Raw genomic sequence first — 17,782 nt, forward strand, 5'->3', positions numbered from 1 at the left:
AGCAGGTGGTCCAACTGATTTCGAGTCAAATCGATGCAGATCGTATGGACTATCTCTTACGTGACTCCTATTTTACAGGGGCTTCTTATGGGGAATTTGACCTAACACGTATCTTACGAGTTATTCGCCCTATCGAAAACGGAATTGCCTTTCAACGAAATGGCATGCATGCCATCGAAGACTATGTTCTAAGTCGCTATCAAATGTATATGCAGGTTTATTTCCATCCTGCAACACGTGCTATGGAAGTCCTTCTGCAGAATCTTTTGAAACGTGCTAAAGAACTTTATCCAGATAATAAGGACTTCTTTACTCTTACATCCCCACATCTACTGCCATTTTTCGAAAAGAATGTTAGCTTGACTGACTATTTATCTTTGGATGACGGAGTTATGAATACCTATTTCCAGCTCTGGATGACTAGTCCTGACAAGATTCTCGCAGACTTATCGCAACGCTTTGTCAATCGCAAGGTCTTTAAATCCATCACCTTTTCTCAAGAAGATCAAGAACAGCTTGCATCTATGAGAAAATTGGTGGAAGATATCGGTTTTGATCCAGACTACTACACAGCTATTCATAAGAACTTTGACCTTCCTTATGATATCTATCGTCCTGAATCTGAAAATCCACGAACGCAGATTGAGATTATACAAAAAAATGGAGAACTAGCAGAACTCTCTAGCCTGTCTCCTATCGTTCAATCCCTTGCTGGTAGTCGCCACGGAGATAATCGTTTTTATTTTCCGAAAGAAATGTTAGACCAAAACAGCATCTTCGCAAGCATCACCCAGCAATTTTTACACTTGATCGAAAATGATCATTTTACACCAAATAAAAACTAAAAGAGGAAATTTATGAGTATTAAACTAATCGCTGTCGATATCGACGGAACCCTTGTCAACAGTAAGAAGGAAATCACTCCAGAAGTATTTTCCGCTATTCAAGATGCCAAAAAAGCTGGTGTCAAAGTTATGATTGCAACTGGACGTCCTATCGCAGGAGTTGCCAAACTTCTAGATGACTTGAAATTAAGAGATGAAGGTGACTATGTCGTGACCTTCAACGGTGCCCTTGTCCAAGAAACAGCTACAGGACATGAGATTATCAGTGAATCCTTGACTTATGAGGATTATCTAGATATGGAATTCCTCAGCCGAAAACTTGGCGTCCATATGCACGCTATTACCAAGGACGGCATCTATACTGCCAATCGCAATATCGGAAAATATACCGTTCACGAATCAACCCTTGTTAGCATGCCAATTTTCTACCGTACACCTGAAGAAATGGCTGACAAGGAAATCGTCAAATGTATGTTTATCGATGAGCCTGAAATTCTCGATGCCGCTATTGAAAAGATTCCTGCAGAATTTTACGAGCGCTACTCCATCAACAAATCTGCACCTTTCTACCTTGAGCTCCTTAAAAAGAATGTAGACAAGGGCTCAGCTATCACTCACCTAGCTGAGAAACTTGGACTAAGCAAGGATGAAACCATGGCTATCGGAGACGAAGAAAATGACCGTGCTATGCTCGAAGTCGTAGGTAACCCAGTTGTTATGGAAAACGGAAACCCAGAACTCAAAAAAATCGCCAAATACATCACTAAATCTAATGATGAATCTGGCGTAGCCCATGCCATTCGAACTTGGGTGTTGTAGAAAGAATAGACAGAATAGACAAAAACCGCTCTGCTGAGCGGTTTTTACTATGTTAGAACTCAATTTCCAGTATTGGTTGTACAGTTACTTAAATCTTGAGAGTACAAAAACGGTTACTTTCGAACTCTTTGTAAAATGAGTGTTGTACAGTTACTTAAATCTTGAGAGTACAAAAACGCGAAGCGACTCAAGGCAGTCGAACCAGTCGTTGTACAGTTACTTAAATCTTGAGAGTACAAAAACGGGTCATCCTTTAATTTCTTAAGGACATCTGTTGTACAGTTACTTAAATCTTGAGAGTACAAAAACGTTTTTAGCATGTTCATCTCCCTTATTTTTGTTGTACAGTTACTTAAATCTTGAGAGTACAAAAACTTCGTTCGATCCCTGCTATCCGCTTGTGTAGTTGTACAGTTACTTAAATCTTGAGAGTACAAAAACTCCTAGTTCGTAGTCAATTAGGGCGTCGATGTTGTACAGTTACTTAAATCTTGAGAGTACAAAAACGGACGAACGCACGAAAGGGATGTCCACTGAGTTGTACAGTTACTTAAATCTTGAGAGTACAAAAACTACTAGTGTACCACTTTTCAGTCAAATGTCGTTGTACAGTTACTTAAATCTTGAGAGTACAAAAACCGGTCACCGCAAGATACTCATTGGGAGTTTGTTGTACAGTTACTTAAATCTTGAGAGTACAAAAACCTCAAATTCGTCAATTTTGATTTTTGTGCCCTCAAAGATATTATAAATTCTTAAATCCCACTCGTCAATACTATTCTTCCAAATATTTCAATAACATAGGATTGATTGATCCAATAGAGAATTTTGTTTTCATTTCATACTGATACAAATTATTTAAAATCTTTAATACTACTTGATCCTCTATGGATAAACTCATGTGAAGAATGTCTACACTAAATAAATAGGAAGCAATCTTTCTTAAAGAGTTTAAAAATTCTTTCTCATCTGGTATTTGATTTATTGGGTATTGATTGCTAAATCGTTCGTACATAAATGCTAAAGAATAAAAATGATCAACGTAATCAGAAACGATATTAATCTCCTCCATTACTTCTTTAGTAACATGAAGATAGCCTTCATTTGAAGGAAACGAAATAATATAAAGCAAGTTGCTATGATTTGTTAAAAGTTCCATCTTTTCGCAACACTCAACAAATTCCTTGTAAGATAGATAATCATCTAAATTTCGTAAGACAAGTAAGATCTTTTCAGAACTATTCGTAACTACAACTTCTAACATGGAAAGAAATAATAAAAACTTTTTCTTATTGTCTACAAATTCAAAGGATATATTTTTATCATTTTGTCCAAAATAGGGCAAAAAATTTTTTTGAATCAATTGATCTGTATTAAAATATTTCGCTTCTGTATGATAATTAATTTCATCTAGTTGAAGATTCAAATTTTGATTTAATAGCAACGAAATCCTATCGAGATTATCATTGATATTTTCAATTTGCTCTATCATCTCCACTGTATTAATCTTATTCTTTATATAATCATAAGCTATCGTTCCTTTCTTATACTCCATTTGTTCAATTAGATCGTTAATGTTCGATAGTTGAATCACTCTGAATTCCGAACGTGAAACCACCATATAGTCTATTAAGATTTTAGGTTCATTTTGTTCAAATAGGACTAAATCTTCCTCACTATATTTTTTACCTCCAAAATACCATAATAGGATCTGCCAAATATAGTACTTTACTTGCTGATCTTGACCTACGATTTGAGTAAATTGACCAAAACTTAATGAAATATTATCCTTGTATGGATGACTGACGTTCATTTTCATATAACTACCAACTTATGATCACTGACTACTTCTTCTTGCTTTGTTTTTCCACCAATGATTAAAACCATTTCAGAAAATTGTTTCTCTGTAACTGCAAGTAAACGGACATTCCCACTTGGTAAATTACTCTGACTTAATTTTTTATAGAATTTACTAGCAAAACTTCGATTCGGACAGGTTCTATAATAAACAGAAAACTGTAACATCTCAAAACCATTGGCAATTAAATCTTTCCGAAAATTGCGATAAACCCTTTTTTCTTGATTTGTTTCCATTGGTAGATCAAAAAAACACAATAATCTCAATGCTTCGTACCTCATTTCTTTAACTCCATTCTATGCTCGATACCACAGGACAGTAAAATTTACTCGTATCCTTATCAGAAATACATTTTAGAAAACCTTTGACATATTTATCCATTGCTACTGTTACCGAACACGTTTCTTTCCCATAACGAATCTTTGCATTTAGTGTATCTGTTAAGGCTAATCTGAACTCATATTTTAAATATTCTTCATCTCGTAAATTTTGATAGACCCAAACATCGACAATCTGCCGAAAAGGTTCCATTAAGTCATCAACCAAGTTAAATTGATTATATTCATTCTTATGGAAAATGCCAATCAGGGGATTCAAACCGTAACCTGCAATAATACGTGCCATCTGCGCTCTCATAATTGCATAGCCATAATTTAAACCTGCATTGATGACATCAGTTTCCTGTTGAGTAAGGCGAACAAATTTCTTTCCAAAGAGTTCATTAAAATAAACTTTGGCAGCATGTCCTTCACGATTGGTTTTATCTCCATACTCAATATGTTCTTTATAGTCCGCTAATAATTGGATACAATCAAGGTTTTTCTCAAACATTGCGAGAACATCTTGCTGATTATTTATTTTGAAATAGGTTACTATCTGCCATAATTTGTCTTTTTGTTCTTGCGTCCACAATAATTGCTCTTGTAATTTTTTATAAGCTCTGAAATGACCATTTTGTGAATGGTAAATCCCTGTAGGTAAGTGCTCATTATCACAGACAATCAAGGCAATATTATACTTACTTAAAGCACTTAATAACCTCAGAGTTACAACAGTCTCCCCTCCTTCCGCTACGATTATCGAAATATCACTCAGTGGGATCACATAGTCTTGACCCATTTTCTTAATTAAAATATTATCCAACTTTAATTGCATTTTTTCACTCTGACAAACATGTACAATTCTCCAAGTCATAATCCTGTCCTCTTTACAAAACGAAAACACCCCGCCATAATTGACAGGGTGTTGAATTCGGCATGAAGCCTTATCTTTGTAGCTTCTGCAAGATTTAAGTAACTGTGTAAGGCGTCCCTTACAGTTACTATTATAATACATTGTAAAAGCATTTGCAACTCTATTTTGAAACTTTTTAAAATTTGAGTTTTGGTTTATCACCCTCTTTTTTAATGAAATATTTATTACCTAAAACATCTGTTTTAATTTTATATATAGAAATATTAGGTTTATTTAATCCTTTCAAACACTGCCCTCCCTTCGCAACATTTCCAAAGATTGTTATCAATGGCTGGTTACCATCAAATTTGGCTTTATTATAAGGTTTTAGTTCTACATAATGTTTCACATTTGGCATTGTTCTAGATAAGAATCTAAAAATCTGTTTCTCGTTATTTTTCGTATCCTTAATTAAAAGCAAGTCATTTTTATATAAGGTGAATTTGAATTCTGACTGCTCGCCCACTCCTTCTTTTTCTTTAATTTCATTATATTTATCAATAGTTATAGAATAAGTCCCAGTCTTCTTTTCAAATTGTAAATCTGCATATTTTAATCCAAGCAACTCATACTTCTCCGTCTGATGATTAAAATAGACATCTGTTCTCCAAGGATTTAATTGACGTAGGATTACTTTATTTTTACTATTAGAAGGAGTTATGTTAATAAATGATTCAGGAATATTTTTATCATAGTATTTCAGACTTTTAATTTCTGGACCATTGCCTTTTTTACTGTACTTACGGATAGGTCCATTTTCTTGTCTATATTTCTCAAAAGGATTACAAGGAACCTCTTTATTCTTATCATTAAATTCTTTAGAAGGATAGGTTCTTAAAATCTCTTCAATTACCTTCTCAAATGTTTGTGAATCTTTGTGATACATCAAGAATTTACTCTTATCTTTATTGTAAATTTTAATGAAAGCATCATAACCTGCTTGGCTATAAATATCTTTAATCTTACTTAAAACATACGTTTCTTTAGATTTATCTTTATCCAATTTTGCTTTTCTTGTTGCGTAAATGGTAGCGTCTGAAATTTTTCGATTATATTTTGAATCTACTTGATAAGAAAATAAAATGCTATCCTCAAATGTCTTGCTACGCAATGTATCAACGAAATGGTCATATGGCGCTTTAAATACTAATTCTTTATATTCATCGTCATTTAATGAAAGAATTTCTCCAGTTTCTGAATCAACGAATTGTCCTTCTTTATAAAAAATCAGAGGATTATTCTGTTTCTTCCATAATCTTAATTGGCTAGAAGCAGCAATAATTAAGGCATCAACAGCATGATGGTGATAAGTCTCACGAGATTTTTCAAGCCCCCACTTTCTTCTTAGCTGAGAAGTGAACTGCCCACGTACCACAGAAATTGTTGTATCGAAATGATGATTTTTATAAAAATCTTGTAGAGCATTTAAAACAACTCGAGAAGAATACCGAGTATCCACTAAATTTCGTTCGATAAACTTCTGTTTAACCTCTATCTTACTAATATCTTCTTCCGTTAATAGATAATCTTTCTTTTTATTACCTAATAATTTAGAATCTTTTACATATGATTTAAACTCACGATAAGACCAAGCATCATCCATACGATCTAAAGCCTGAAATGGTGTACGTTGCCCTTTTTCTTGGTTTGCCGTAGCAAGTACTAATACCTTATTAGATAAACTATCATCAAAAGATAAAGATAGAGGCAGAATATGATCAATTTCGTACTTGTATTGATTTTGAATCAAATCTGAAATTGGGATATTCTTTCCAGTGTAAAGACACTTTTCTCCTTGTTGATGCCATAAACGAATCTTAGTGGCTAATTCTTTATGTCCATGAAAAATACTATCCGGTAACTCTTTTTTCCCATTGTATTGGAAAGCCGCTTTTTCCATGGCAGCATTTTTTTCATCTAGGTTTGCTTTTTGACGTTTGATATAATCTTTCTTAGCATCTTCTTCGTTAGTTAAACGCGCCATTTCGATAACGATATGATCAAAGATTCCATACTGTTTAGTCGCTTCGTTGATTATCTTTATGGCTTGTCTGACAGATTTTGCTACTACAGGGTTATAAATTTCCTCTGTTATTTCTTTCTCATCAATATACTTGGTTCGTTTTGAGATCTCTTTAGATTTTTGTTTCCCTAGTCGAGTAAGAATTGTCATTTGCTCTTCTGAAGTTGCATAGAGTTCTGGAATCAACTCCATCATAAGTTTTAGAGAAAAATTATGCCAACCCTTACTAAATAAACTGCTATTATTTTTTCTAAATTGAACCAATTCAAGAACTTGATCTTGATTAAATGTACCCTTTAACTTCGTGTTGATAGCTTCTTCTATACCTTCTCGCTCTGTATTTAAAGTTAGAATATGAGCAAGCTCATCTAGAACTTCTCTAGGCATTTCATTAACATTAAAAGTCTCTAAAGATTGCATTTTCCGATAGACATCAAAGGTGTGCATTTCAGGTTTTTTATTTACGTCAACTCGATAACCATGTATCTGATCAACTGAAGCATCAACCATCTTAGCAATGTACTTCAATAGGGTTGAAGCTCCTAATGTTTTAGCTGTTTTCGCATATTCGACAATTGTCTTCTTTTGTTTCTCACTCAGTTTCTTGGTTTCTGTTGGAACAGTTAAATTATTTAAATCATTAAGTAAATTAAACTCTTGAGCAGTATAGGAAGCTTTTGAAGCACGATATTCATCAGGATAAAAGGTACATTTACCAATTAAAACACCAAAAATATTATCTAATGTTATGTACTTACCTTCAGAATCTTTCTTAGTAGTATACCTTCCATAATCAGTCCGTGATTTTTTATTTCCTGGCCCATGATAGTATTTTCTTTTACCTGTAAGGATTGTCAAATAATCATCTATAAAGTCATCAGTAATCTTATTATTGAATTCTTGTTGTTTTCTAAGAATTCTTTCAGCTTCTTTTCTATAAGTAGATGTTGAAAAAACATTGATCAGTCTGCGTTTTTCACCATTTTCTTCAACAGTGAAATCTCCTCTAACCTGACCATATTTTTCGAATCGTTCTAGTTGAATTTGACCTGGTGTCTGTTCCGAAAGTAATTTTCTATTTTCTTCAACTGCCTTCCCGTAATCAGACGATACTGTAACACCATCCTCAGAAGCATCATCTAAGTAGCTAATTCCCCTTCTCTTAATAATATTCTTGAGGGCGATAAATAACTCTTCGGTTGTCAGTTGTATATCCATTCCTTCTACACGAAGTTTATAAGGATTTAAATTAATAGAAACCTTTGAAAAATCAGTTAACAAACCATAGTCTTCAAATAAATCATGAAGACGAACAGCACGATGTCTTTTTCGACGAGTTGATCGTCTAGCCTGTCTACTGCTCCTTCTTAGAACATTATTATCAGCTGTTGCAGCTGGAAAAAGACGAGAATTCGCATGGATAATCTCACCAGTATCTTTTTTTAGAATACCCGCTCCAACTGACGCAATACCAATATCTAAGCCTAAAACCAAACCATTCATCATTACACTCCTAAGAAATTGTTATATTAATCAAATTTTACTCTTTCCTTCCTAAAAAATCAAATCATTATCTGCAATTATCGAGAATATTTTTCTTTTTTATACTTGTATTCAAATCCATTTCTCTATTATCTTTCACCACAACAAAAAAAGCGTGATCTCACGCCTTTATTATCTATCTATTTGGATTGATTAATTATTGAATAATCAATAGTTTATATGCCCCCTGCAGGAATCGAACCTGCAACTACTCCTTAGGAGGGAGTTGTTATATCCATTGAACTAAGGGAGCTAGAGAAAAACTCTGCCGAATGAGCAGAGTTTTTTGGTCGAATTAACGACGGATTTCTTTGATACGAGCTGCTTTACCTTGAAGAGCACGCAAGTAGTACAATTTCGCACGACGTACTTTACCGTAACGAACAACTTCGATCTTTTCAACACGTGGAGTGTGGATTGGGAAGATACGTTCAACACCTACACCGTTAGAGATTTTACGAACTGTGTAGTTTTCTGAGATGCCAGCACCTTTACGTGCAATAACAACACCTTCAAAAATCTGGATACGTTCACGGTTACCTTCGACAACTTTCGCGTGTACACGAACAGTGTCACCAGGACGGAATGATGGGATATCAGTACGAAGTTGACCTTCTGTCAAGCTTTGGATTAATGGATTCATTTTATTCTCCTATCTTTGTCAATCTTGAGGAAGCTTCCTCAGCGGATAAACTGTATTTTTGTGCGTCCATTACACACAAGATACAGTTTACCAAATTTCTTAAAAAAAGTAAAGAAATTTACAGTAAAATTCCTAAAAAAATAGCAAGCAAACCACCTAAGTAGGTCAAGAGAAAATATCTGTAAAAGACCTTCTTATCAGCTAATAGTTTTTGGAGTTCATCATTCAAGGTTGAAAAAGTGGTTAGACCTCCACAAAATCCTGTGGCAAGGATAAGATAGACTTCTTTAGACTCCACATGATTGTAAAATAAGCCGATCAAAAAACAGCCCAGTAGATTAGCTATGAGAGTTCCTAGAGGAAGTACTGAACCCTGATTATAACGTGAAAAGAAATAACGCACGAGGGCACCTAGTCCACAAGCAAGCGCTAGATATAATACTACCATTTCTTCCTCCCTAAACAATAAGCCAATAAAAATCCACCACCAATGCTCAGAACTAGATAGATTACTAGACTTAGGTAAGAACCTGTATCCAGCAATTTCACGCCATCTAACATGAGGCTAGAAAAAGTCGTTAAACCCCCACAGAAGCCAGTTCCAAGCGCTAAAATGACACCTTTACTGCTTCCCTTATAAACCAAATAACCTTTGACAAGATAGACTAAGCAGAAAATTCCTAGATAGTTGACAAAGAGAGTTCCCCATGGAAAGTCTGGACTGGCTGGCAACCATCTCGAAATCTGATATCGGACAAGTCCTCCTAGCATGGCAGCTAGAAAGATTCCTAATGGGTAAAATTGTTCTTTTTTCATTTGATGTTTTTATCCTGATAATCGCGCGAACGTTTGAGAATATCTGAAAAAGTCTCAACGATTGTCTCTTCGTATTTTTTATTGCTGACGTGATTTCTGACTTTTTCAAAGATAACTTCTTCTCTTTTAGTATCTAGAATAGCTTTTCCTGAAGCTTTTTTATAAGCCACTACACCCTCAACTAGATGCATTCTTTCTTCTAAGAGTTTTACAATTTGGTCATCAATTTGATCGATTTCTTGTCTAATACTATCTAAATCCATAGATCCTCCTTCTTAATTTGAATCAATTTATAAAAAGCTTCTAATACTCAATGAAAATCAAAGAGCAAACTAGGAAACTAGCCGCAGGCGGTACTTGAGTACAGCAAGGCGACGTTGACGCGGTTTGAATTTGATTTTCAAAGAGTATAAATGGGCCAGTACATTCTTAGGATTATCTAACAAAAACTGCACTGACAACTTTCATCAGTGCAACTTCATGCTTATCCTACTTTAGCAGCCAATTCTTCTGCAAATTGTTCCAAGCGTTCGATATCTTCTTCTTCTGCAGAGAGATCCACTTTGACGCACTCTGATCCCTTTTCAGCTCCTGTTGCCACAAATACACGATCAAAGTCATCAACAGCTTTACAGAACTCATCGTAGAAAGTATCGCCTGATCCTACCACACCGTAGATTTTGCCACTCAAATTAAGATCTGCTAGGTCTTCGTAGAAGTCCATCATCTCATCTGGTAACTCTCCATCACCATATGTGTAGGTCGCAACGATTGCGATATCTGCTTCAAGAAAGTCAGATGCGTCAACAGTTGTACATTCATCAACATCTACCTCTAAGCCCAACTCACGCAATTTATCTGCTACAATATCTGCAATTTCTTCGGTATTACCGGTCATACTGGCAAATACAATTTTTGCTAATGCCATATCGTCCTCCTCAATTTATCTTCCTCCATTATATCACATCTTTTTCATTTTAAAAATAAAAACTCTTGTGCTACAATGAAATAAGAAAGAATTGAGGTTACTTATGGAAATTTGCCATCAAATTTTAGAAAAAATTAAAGCATACGATACCATTGTCATTCACCGTCACATGAAACCCGATCCTGATGCCTTAGGAAGTCAGGTTGGACTCAAAGCACTTCTGGAACATCATTTCCCAGAAAAAAAAATCAAGGTAGTCGGTTATGATGAACCGACCCTAACATGGCTTACAAAGATGGATCAGGTAGAAGACAAAGATTATCAAGGGGCGCTTGCTATCATTTGTGATACAGCAAATACTGCTCGTATCGATGATAAACGTTATATCAATGCTGAAACCATTATTAAAATTGACCACCATCCAAATGATGAAGTATACGGAGATCTTGTTTGGGTAGATACCAACTCGAGCAGTGCCAGTGAGATGATTGCTCTCTTTGCTGAAGCAACTAATCTTGAATTATCTGACTATGCAGCTAAAATGCTATGCGCTGGAATTATTGGCGATACCGGCCGTTTCCTTTATCCGTCTACTTCTGCTCGTACCCTTCGAATTGCTAGTAAACTAAGAGAACATAACTTTGACTATGCTGAATTAGCACGTAAAATGGACACCATGAGCTTTAAAATTGCTAAACTTCAAGGTTATGTCTATGATCACTTAGAAGTTGATGAAAACGGTGTTGCGCGTGTCATTCTGACTCAAAAAATTCTAAAAACATATCAAGTAACAGACGCAGAAACAGCAGCCATTGTTGGTGCTCCAGGTCGTATTGATACTGTTAACCTTTGGGGAATATTTGTGGAACAAGCAGATGGCCACTATCGCGTTCGACTTCGCAGTAAATTCGTTCCAATCAATAGTGTTGCAAAAGAACATGATGGTGGAGGTCACCCACTTGCAAGTGGTGCTAACTCCTATAGCCTAGAGGAAAATGAAGTCATCTACCAAAAATTAAAAAACTTACTGAAAAAATAGATAAAAAGCTTGCCAAACTTAGCATAATCTGTTAGACTAGTATAGTAACAATCTATGGCTCGCAAAGAGACCATGGCAGAAAGGAAATATTGCAAAATGAAAAAAGATATCCATCCAGAATATCGCCCAGTTGTCTTCATGGACACAACTACTGGTTACCAATTCCTTAGCGGTTCAACAAAACGCTCTAACGAAACTGTTGAGTTCGAAGGCGAAACTTACCCATTGATCCGTGTGGAAATTTCATCAGACTCACACCCATTCTACACTGGACGTCAAAAGTTCACTCAAGCAGATGGACGCGTGGATCGTTTCAACAAAAAATACGGTCTCAAATAATCATAAAAGAACAGTTTCGACTGTTCTTTTTTGTTTCGTCAAATCAGGAGTCAACGACTACTGCTGTTCCACTACAAGTGACCATCAGCATACCATTTTCAGAACCTAAAGTTTCATAGTCCATTTTTATACCTATAATAGCATTTGCTCCACGTTCACTTGCACGCTCCATCATTTCTGCTATAGCTTCTTCTCTTGCTTGAGTCAATTCACCTTCATAACTACTCGCTCGACCTCCAAAAACATTACGGAAGCCAGCAGCCATATCTTTGAACATATTAACTCCAGCAACTACTTCACCAAAGACAATTCCTTTGTAGGCTAGGATTTTTTTCCCTTCAATTCCCGTAGTTGAAATAATCATCTTCCTTTCCTCCTAACTTCTTTTATATAATTGTAAACCCTTTCACTAACTCTGTCAAGAAATACTATAAGGGGCTCAGTGCTTGAAAGTAAACTCTACTCACCATCCTTGCTCGCTATCCATTTAGTGCCAATTGTATGGATGATGGCTTAAATCTTTTCTTTGCAAGCCTAACTTGAGATAGGCTTATCGGCTTCACCGTTCTTACCAATAGTAGATCTTAGAATCTATGACTGGTTTAGAAGATACTGTTCTCTCTTGCCCCAAAAATACAAAAAAAGCCTATCGACCAAGCTAAAAAGCTTGATACAATAGACTTTTTCTAAATTCATTATTTAACAGCGTCTTTAAGAGCTTTACCAGCTTTGAATGCTGGAACTTTTGAAGCTGCGATAGTGATTTCTTTACCAGTTTGTGGGTTGCGACCTTTACGTGCTGCACGCTCACGAACTTCGAAATTACCAAAACCAATCAATTGAACTTTTTCACCAGCTGCAAGGTAATCAGCTACTGCTGCAAATACAGCATCAACTGCTGCTGCTGAGTCTTTCTTTGTCAATTCTGTAGCTTCTGCTACTTTAGCGATCAAATCTTGTTTGTTTGCCATGTTAATAATTCCTCCAAATATTTTCTAATTAACAATTACAATCATATCCTAAATTCTCTTGTAGGTCAAGTCAAAAACGCTATTTCTTGCTATTTTCTTTATTTTTTTAGGACTCGTATCTGACCAAAATAGCCCAGGCATTTTCACCTGTATGGGTCTGGATAATAGAACCTGTTTCAAGTACAGAGATTGGTTTTTCAACGAAAGGTTGTAGGATTTCTTTCATCTCTTCTGCCCAGTCCCGAGTTCCAGAATATGAAATACCAATTTCTGCAACAGAACGCTCTGACAGTTTTGCAACTAGTTCATCCAACCATTTCTTAAAGGTTTTAGCTCCACGTCCTTTAACGATTGGTTGCAATTCATCATCTTTCATCTGCATGACTACGCGGATATTTAATAGAGAGCTTAAAAGACCTGTCACTCGACCAATACGACCACCTTTAACAAGGTTTTCCAAGGTAGAAACACCAATATAGAGCTCTGTGTTCTTCTTTACTTCTTCAACATGAGCCACAATTGTCTCAATGTCTTGTCCTTCTTGAGCTAACTTAGCTGCTTCAACTACTTGAAATTTTAGGGCTTGATCTGTAAAGGAACTATCCAATACAGTCACATTAGCTGTTGACAAACTTGCACCTTGCCGAGCTGCTTCGACAGTTCCTGATAAGGCATGAGACATATGAATGGCTAAAATTTGACTACCGTCTTTACTCAACTCATCAAAGATCTCAGCAAAGAGTCCAACAGGAGGTTGACTTGTTTTAGGCAGATTTTTACTCTCTTTCATCAAGCGAAGAAATTCCCCTTCTTCAAGATCAGCATCCGAATAAAGAACACTATCAATCATTACAGAGAGCGGAACGACGGTAATATTTAATTCTTTGACCACTTCTGGTTCAATGGTAACAGAAGAATCTGTTACGATTTTTACTTGTGTCATAATTCAAATCTTTCTATGTTTCACTTTTTGAGTGAGTTTTTCAATTTAACTATAACAATTATATCAAAAAAAAGCTAAAAATTCATACTGTATCTATTCATTTTTATGATGGAATTTATAGATTTTTAAATCTTTCATTTTATAAAAATAGTCGCCTGCTAAGACGACTACTGTTCATTTATCATAAACGTTCATACAATTCCTGCATCTGTATATCATCAGGAACCAACTTGAGATAGTGTTGAATCTGTTCTTTTGCTTCTTCAAACCTTCCAAGTTCGCGTAATAGATGAATGTATTGCTCTAAAAACTCAGGATTTTCCTTGAGTTCTGGAACCAATGCCTGATAAGATTCATAGGAAGTATCCAAATCTTCAGTTTCTTGGTAACTCCGTGCAATCATCCACTTAGTCAAGAGATTTTCTGGCTCATATACTTCTAAGGCTAGAATATCCTCATACCGTTCTTGCTCCTGATACATGGTTGCTAGTCGCAAGAGGATTTCTTCTTGGTCTTCCGCATCTTCTTGGGCTTGAAGAAGATAAGCCTCCGCCTGTTCAGGTTGATGCAATTCGTAAGATAATTGTGAAGCAAGGAGTAGTAAACGTGTCTCGAAAGGATTTTTTTCCAAACCTTGTTGAACTATCAATAAGGCTTGCTCAGTCTGATGTTCCTTATGTAGAGCCTGACTATAACCATATTCATACCCTTCAAAATCTGGAGAAATAGTATCCAGCTGTTTAAAATATAAAGCTGCCTTTTGATATTCCTCTTGATCAAAGTAAAGACTTGCTAATTCAAATGCAGTCTGATCTTCATACTCTAACTCTAAAGCTTTTTCTAAAAACTCTATGGCTGATTCAAACTTTCCAAGTCGAGCATAGGCAGTGCCAATTCGTTGATAGGTAGAAATCCCTGTCTGCTCACATATTTCACGATTATCCAGTTGAGCATAGCCCTTAATCGCTTCTAAATCATTTCCAAGTTCACTATCTAACTCTGCTAGCCCAAAAATCAATAGAGGATCATCAGAGTAATTAAGAGCTTCTAAGAGCTTCTCACGAGCTACATCCGTCAATCCTTCCATTTGATAGAAATCAGCCTTTAAAACAAGCGCTGATACATAAGAATCGCTATTGGGTTGAATTTCTTCTAGATAGGCAAACGCTTCTTCGATTTGTCCATCTTCGCTTGCGATACTAGCTAGATTGAGATTTACTTCTGGAAATATTGGAGCTAGTTTTTCATAGATTTGACGAGCTTGTGGATAAAAACCAATACCTTCTAGATAATAAGCCAGTTCCAGAAGAAGATCATCAGGGTCTTCTACCAAGGCTTTTTGAAAATAGTGATCAGCTTTTGTTAAATCTTGCTGATCCAAAGCTTCAAGCATTTCTTGACTATTGCTCACCTTCAACCTCCTCTTCTAACTCATACAGACCACTAACTTTTTTATACCATTCAAAAATCGCTGAAATAACAACTTTTGCTGAAGCATAAACAGGAATTCCTAGTAGGACTCCCCAAACACCAAACATAGAACCAGACGTCAACAAAACAAATAGAATCGTGATTGGATGGATGTTTAATTGACTACCTAAAATCAATGGAGATACAAAACGACCTTCAATTGTCTGCTCTACGATAAAAACGATAATAACTTTCAAGAGCATAACTGGTCCAGCAATTAAGCCTAAGACCAGAGCTGGTAGCATGGCAAGGAAACTTCCAAGATAAGGAATAAGATTTAAAATCCCTGCAGTAATTCCAAGAGTCACTGCATATCTCAAACCAATAATCTTAAAGAAGATGATAAACATAATTGCTACGATAACAGCAACAGTAATTTGTCCTCTAACATAGTTAGATAGTTGTTGGTTCACATCCGTTAGAACCTTACCTACTGGTTCTCTCAATTTATTAGGTAAGAATTGAGTGATATGATCTCTCAAACCTTTTCCATCTCTAAGGAGATAAAAGAGCATAAAGGGCATGATAATCAAAGCAACAATGACTTGTGACGTTCCACTAATAAGAGCACTCACCCAGTTCACAGCTTTTGATGAAATATTACTGGCCCAAGCAGTTGCTTGTGTTGAGAATTGAGCCAGAACCTGTTCTAGTTGAGGTCTAAAGTCATCTGGTAACCGCTTGGTTACAAGATCATCAATAACTCTGTCAGCATCTTCCAGATAACTTGGGACATTTTGCGCAAAAATAACTACTTGACGCTGAAGATTTGGAATCGCAACGGCCAAACCAATAATCAAGAGTATGGCAATAATGACAAAGATAATACTAATGGCTAAGACACGATTTATCTTATACTTCTCCATCAAATCCACCAGTGGATTTAAGAGATAAAAAAGTAATCCTGATAAAATAACAGGCAACATGACCACTGATAAAAAATCAACGACAGGGATAAATAAAAAACTAATCTTACTTAAAATAAAAATATTCAGACCTAGTAACAAGGCTACCAAAAAAACTGTAACAGCCTTATTATCTAAAAACCATTTAAAAAACCAAGATAAATTAAAATGTTTCTCTTTTTGTTCCATATCTACTTCCTTTCCTTTGTCCTTTCATTATACCATTTTTATAGGGAATAAACTGTTTTTAAAGTGTTGAGGTGACGATTGAGAACTTTAACAAAGCGACCTTGCTTTTTACTAATTTTATACTTAGATGTTTCATACTTTTTTCACTATTTTCTTCAGGCCTCCCAATTTATGATATAATAGAAACATCTTTATTTAGAGGTATAGCTATGATTGAAACAATTTATTTCGGAACTTACACACGTCGTTTATCCCAAGGGATTTATCAAGCTGATTTTGATACAGAAACTGGGCAACTATCCAATCTTAAACTATTTGCTGCTGAGCCAAGTCCTACCTATCTTGCATTTGATCAAGAAAATCACCTCTACACTGTCGGTAGCAAAGATGGACAAGGTGGAATTGCTGCCTATCAAACAGATGGTACTTTGCTAAATCATGTTGTGACAGAAGGTGCTCCTCACTGCTATGTTGCAGTTGATGAGAATCGTAGCCTAGTCTATGGTGCAAACTATCACAAGGGACAAATTCTGGTATACAAACGTAAAGAAGATGGTAGTCTAGAATTGGCTGATACAGTTCAGCATAGCGGTCATGGTCCTCATGAAAATCAAGCTTCTCCACATGTACACTTTACAGATTTAACACCAGATCAGTATTTAGTCACTTGCGACTTAGGTACTGATGAGGTTACTACTTATGATGTCAATCCAGAAGGAAAACTAAATAAGCTAACTACCTACAATTGTAGTCCTGGTGCTGGTGCACGTCACCTTGTTTTTCACAACCACTACAAGATTGCCTATCTCATCTGTGAACTCAATAGTACAATTGAAGTATTGATTTATGATGGTGTTGGTGCATTTGAAAAAATGCAAGTTATTTCTACTCTTCCTGAAGGATTTAATGACTTTAATGGAACTGCTGCTATTCGTCTCTCACAAGATGGAAAATATCTGTATGCATCAAACCGTGGTCACGATTCTATTGTAGTTTACACTATTCTCGCTGATGGTAGTTTAGAATTGTTGGAATTTGTTCCTACAAACGGGAAAACTCCTCGTGACTTTATTCTCTCACCAGACCAAGAATTCCTCATCGCTGTTCACCAGGATTCTGATAATGCAACTGTCTTTAAACGTAATTCAGATACTGGTCGTCTTGCAGAACTTTCCAATGATTTCCACGTTCCCGAAGCGGTTTGCGTCACATTTTAAAC

19 protein-coding genes, 1 tRNA gene and 1 CRISPR repeat array are annotated in these 17,782 nt (G+C 35.8%); of the genes, 5 read left to right on the forward strand and 15 right to left on the reverse strand.

Going from position 1 to position 17,782, the window contains the following annotated elements; all coding sequences use genetic code 11:
• On the forward strand, window positions 1-845 hold an 845-nt coding region (locus SINDD18_RS04025; RefSeq protein WP_193750824.1), incomplete at its 5' end, for an HD domain-containing protein.
• A 12-nt stretch (window positions 846-857) separates the two neighbouring features.
• Window positions 858-1,664 (forward strand): sugar-phosphatase, encoded by an 807-nt coding sequence (gene yidA / locus SINDD18_RS04030; protein WP_061863173.1) that lies wholly within the window; start codon window positions 858-860, stop codon window positions 1,662-1,664.
• Between the two features lie 75 nt (window positions 1,665-1,739).
• Window positions 1,740-2,369: direct repeats of the CRISPR family, unit length 36 nt; unit sequence GTTGTACAGTTACTTAAATCTTGAGAGTACAAAAAC.
• 70 nt (window positions 2,370-2,439) lie between these two features.
• Here yidA and csn2-St read toward each other — a convergent pair.
• From csn2-St to SINDD18_RS04080, 10 genes are all read right to left on the reverse strand, one after another.
• A complete protein-coding gene (gene csn2-St, locus SINDD18_RS04035; RefSeq protein WP_061863174.1) occupies window positions 2,440-3,483 on the reverse strand; it encodes a CRISPR-associated protein Csn2-St in 1,044 nt (347 codons plus the stop codon).
• The gene (gene cas2 / locus SINDD18_RS04040; protein ID WP_061863175.1) at window positions 3,480-3,803 is read right to left on the reverse strand and encodes a CRISPR-associated endonuclease Cas2; all 324 of its coding nucleotides are present in this window, start codon (window positions 3,801-3,803) and stop codon (window positions 3,480-3,482) included. Before cas2 ends, csn2-St begins: the two co-directional genes overlap by 4 nt.
• 4 nt (window positions 3,804-3,807) lie before the next feature.
• Window positions 3,808-4,716: a type II CRISPR-associated endonuclease Cas1 gene (gene cas1 / locus SINDD18_RS04045; protein ID WP_061863176.1), complete on the reverse strand. Its 909-nt coding sequence runs from the start codon at window positions 4,714-4,716 to the stop codon at window positions 3,808-3,810.
• Window positions 4,717-4,891: 175 nt separating this feature from the next.
• Window positions 4,892-8,281 (reverse strand): type II CRISPR RNA-guided endonuclease Cas9, encoded by a 3,390-nt coding sequence (gene cas9, locus SINDD18_RS04050; protein ID WP_061863177.1) that lies wholly within the window; start codon window positions 8,279-8,281, stop codon window positions 4,892-4,894.
• A gap of 220 nt (window positions 8,282-8,501) precedes the next feature.
• Window positions 8,502-8,573, reverse strand: a tRNA-Arg gene (locus tag SINDD18_RS04055).
• A 42-nt stretch (window positions 8,574-8,615) separates the two neighbouring features.
• A complete protein-coding gene (rplS, locus tag SINDD18_RS04060; RefSeq protein ID WP_001068669.1) occupies window positions 8,616-8,963 on the reverse strand; it encodes a 50S ribosomal protein L19 in 348 nt (115 codons plus the stop codon).
• A 118-nt stretch (window positions 8,964-9,081) separates the two neighbouring features.
• Window positions 9,082-9,411, reverse strand: a complete 330-nt coding sequence (gene crcB / locus SINDD18_RS04065) for a fluoride efflux transporter CrcB (protein ID WP_049528200.1) — start codon at window positions 9,409-9,411, stop codon at window positions 9,082-9,084.
• Entirely contained in the window at window positions 9,405-9,779 is a 375-nt protein-coding gene (crcB, locus tag SINDD18_RS04070; RefSeq protein ID WP_061863178.1) for a fluoride efflux transporter CrcB, read from the reverse strand. The genes crcB (SINDD18_RS04065) and crcB (SINDD18_RS04070) overlap by 7 nt, the downstream gene beginning before the upstream one ends.
• The gene (locus SINDD18_RS04075) at window positions 9,776-10,042 is read right to left on the reverse strand and encodes a chorismate mutase (protein WP_061863179.1); all 267 of its coding nucleotides are present in this window, start codon (window positions 10,040-10,042) and stop codon (window positions 9,776-9,778) included. The genes crcB (SINDD18_RS04070) and SINDD18_RS04075 overlap by 4 nt, the downstream gene beginning before the upstream one ends.
• A gap of 221 nt (window positions 10,043-10,263) precedes the next feature.
• On the reverse strand, window positions 10,264-10,707 hold the full coding sequence (locus SINDD18_RS04080; RefSeq protein WP_001162134.1) for a flavodoxin: 444 nt from the start codon (window positions 10,705-10,707) through the stop codon (window positions 10,264-10,266).
• 103 nt (window positions 10,708-10,810) lie between these two features.
• On the opposite strand from SINDD18_RS04080, the gene SINDD18_RS04085 reads away from it, so the two are divergent.
• Complete coding sequence (locus tag SINDD18_RS04085) at window positions 10,811-11,746, forward strand: DHH family phosphoesterase (protein ID WP_061863180.1); 936 nt, start codon at window positions 10,811-10,813, stop codon at window positions 11,744-11,746.
• A 96-nt stretch (window positions 11,747-11,842) separates the two neighbouring features.
• Complete coding sequence (locus SINDD18_RS04090; protein ID WP_000710764.1) at window positions 11,843-12,085, forward strand: type B 50S ribosomal protein L31; 243 nt, start codon at window positions 11,843-11,845, stop codon at window positions 12,083-12,085.
• 43 nt (window positions 12,086-12,128) lie between these two features.
• Here the strand turns inward: SINDD18_RS04090 and SINDD18_RS04095 are convergent, their stop codons facing one another.
• The 5 genes from SINDD18_RS04095 to SINDD18_RS04115 all read right to left on the reverse strand — a co-directional run bounded on the left by SINDD18_RS04095 (window position 12,129) and on the right by SINDD18_RS04115 (window position 16,563).
• Complete coding sequence (locus tag SINDD18_RS04095) at window positions 12,129-12,449, reverse strand: heavy metal-binding domain-containing protein (protein ID WP_061863181.1); 321 nt, start codon at window positions 12,447-12,449, stop codon at window positions 12,129-12,131.
• A gap of 331 nt (window positions 12,450-12,780) precedes the next feature.
• Window positions 12,781-13,056 (reverse strand): HU family DNA-binding protein, encoded by a 276-nt coding sequence (locus SINDD18_RS04100; protein WP_001284633.1) that lies wholly within the window; start codon window positions 13,054-13,056, stop codon window positions 12,781-12,783.
• 106 nt (window positions 13,057-13,162) lie between these two features.
• Window positions 13,163-13,999, reverse strand: coding sequence for a DegV family protein (locus SINDD18_RS04105; RefSeq protein WP_061863182.1), 837 nt, complete (start codon window positions 13,997-13,999; stop codon window positions 13,163-13,165).
• Window positions 14,000-14,180: 181 nt separating this feature from the next.
• Window positions 14,181-15,410, reverse strand: coding sequence for a tetratricopeptide repeat protein (locus SINDD18_RS04110; protein WP_061863183.1), 1,230 nt, complete (start codon window positions 15,408-15,410; stop codon window positions 14,181-14,183).
• The gene (locus tag SINDD18_RS04115; protein WP_061863184.1) at window positions 15,400-16,563 is read right to left on the reverse strand and encodes an AI-2E family transporter; all 1,164 of its coding nucleotides are present in this window, start codon (window positions 16,561-16,563) and stop codon (window positions 15,400-15,402) included. Before SINDD18_RS04115 ends, SINDD18_RS04110 begins: the two co-directional genes overlap by 11 nt.
• 209 nt (window positions 16,564-16,772) lie before the next feature.
• Here SINDD18_RS04115 and SINDD18_RS04120 point away from each other — a divergent pair, with 209 nt between their 5' ends.
• On the forward strand, window positions 16,773-17,780 hold the full coding sequence (locus SINDD18_RS04120) for a lactonase family protein (RefSeq protein ID WP_061863185.1): 1,008 nt from the start codon (window positions 16,773-16,775) through the stop codon (window positions 17,778-17,780).
• Window positions 17,781-17,782 lie beyond the last annotated feature (2 nt).

This window comes from Streptococcus infantis (genome assembly GCF_001579645.1).
Lineage (GTDB): Bacteria > Bacillota > Bacilli > Lactobacillales > Streptococcaceae > Streptococcus > Streptococcus infantis_E.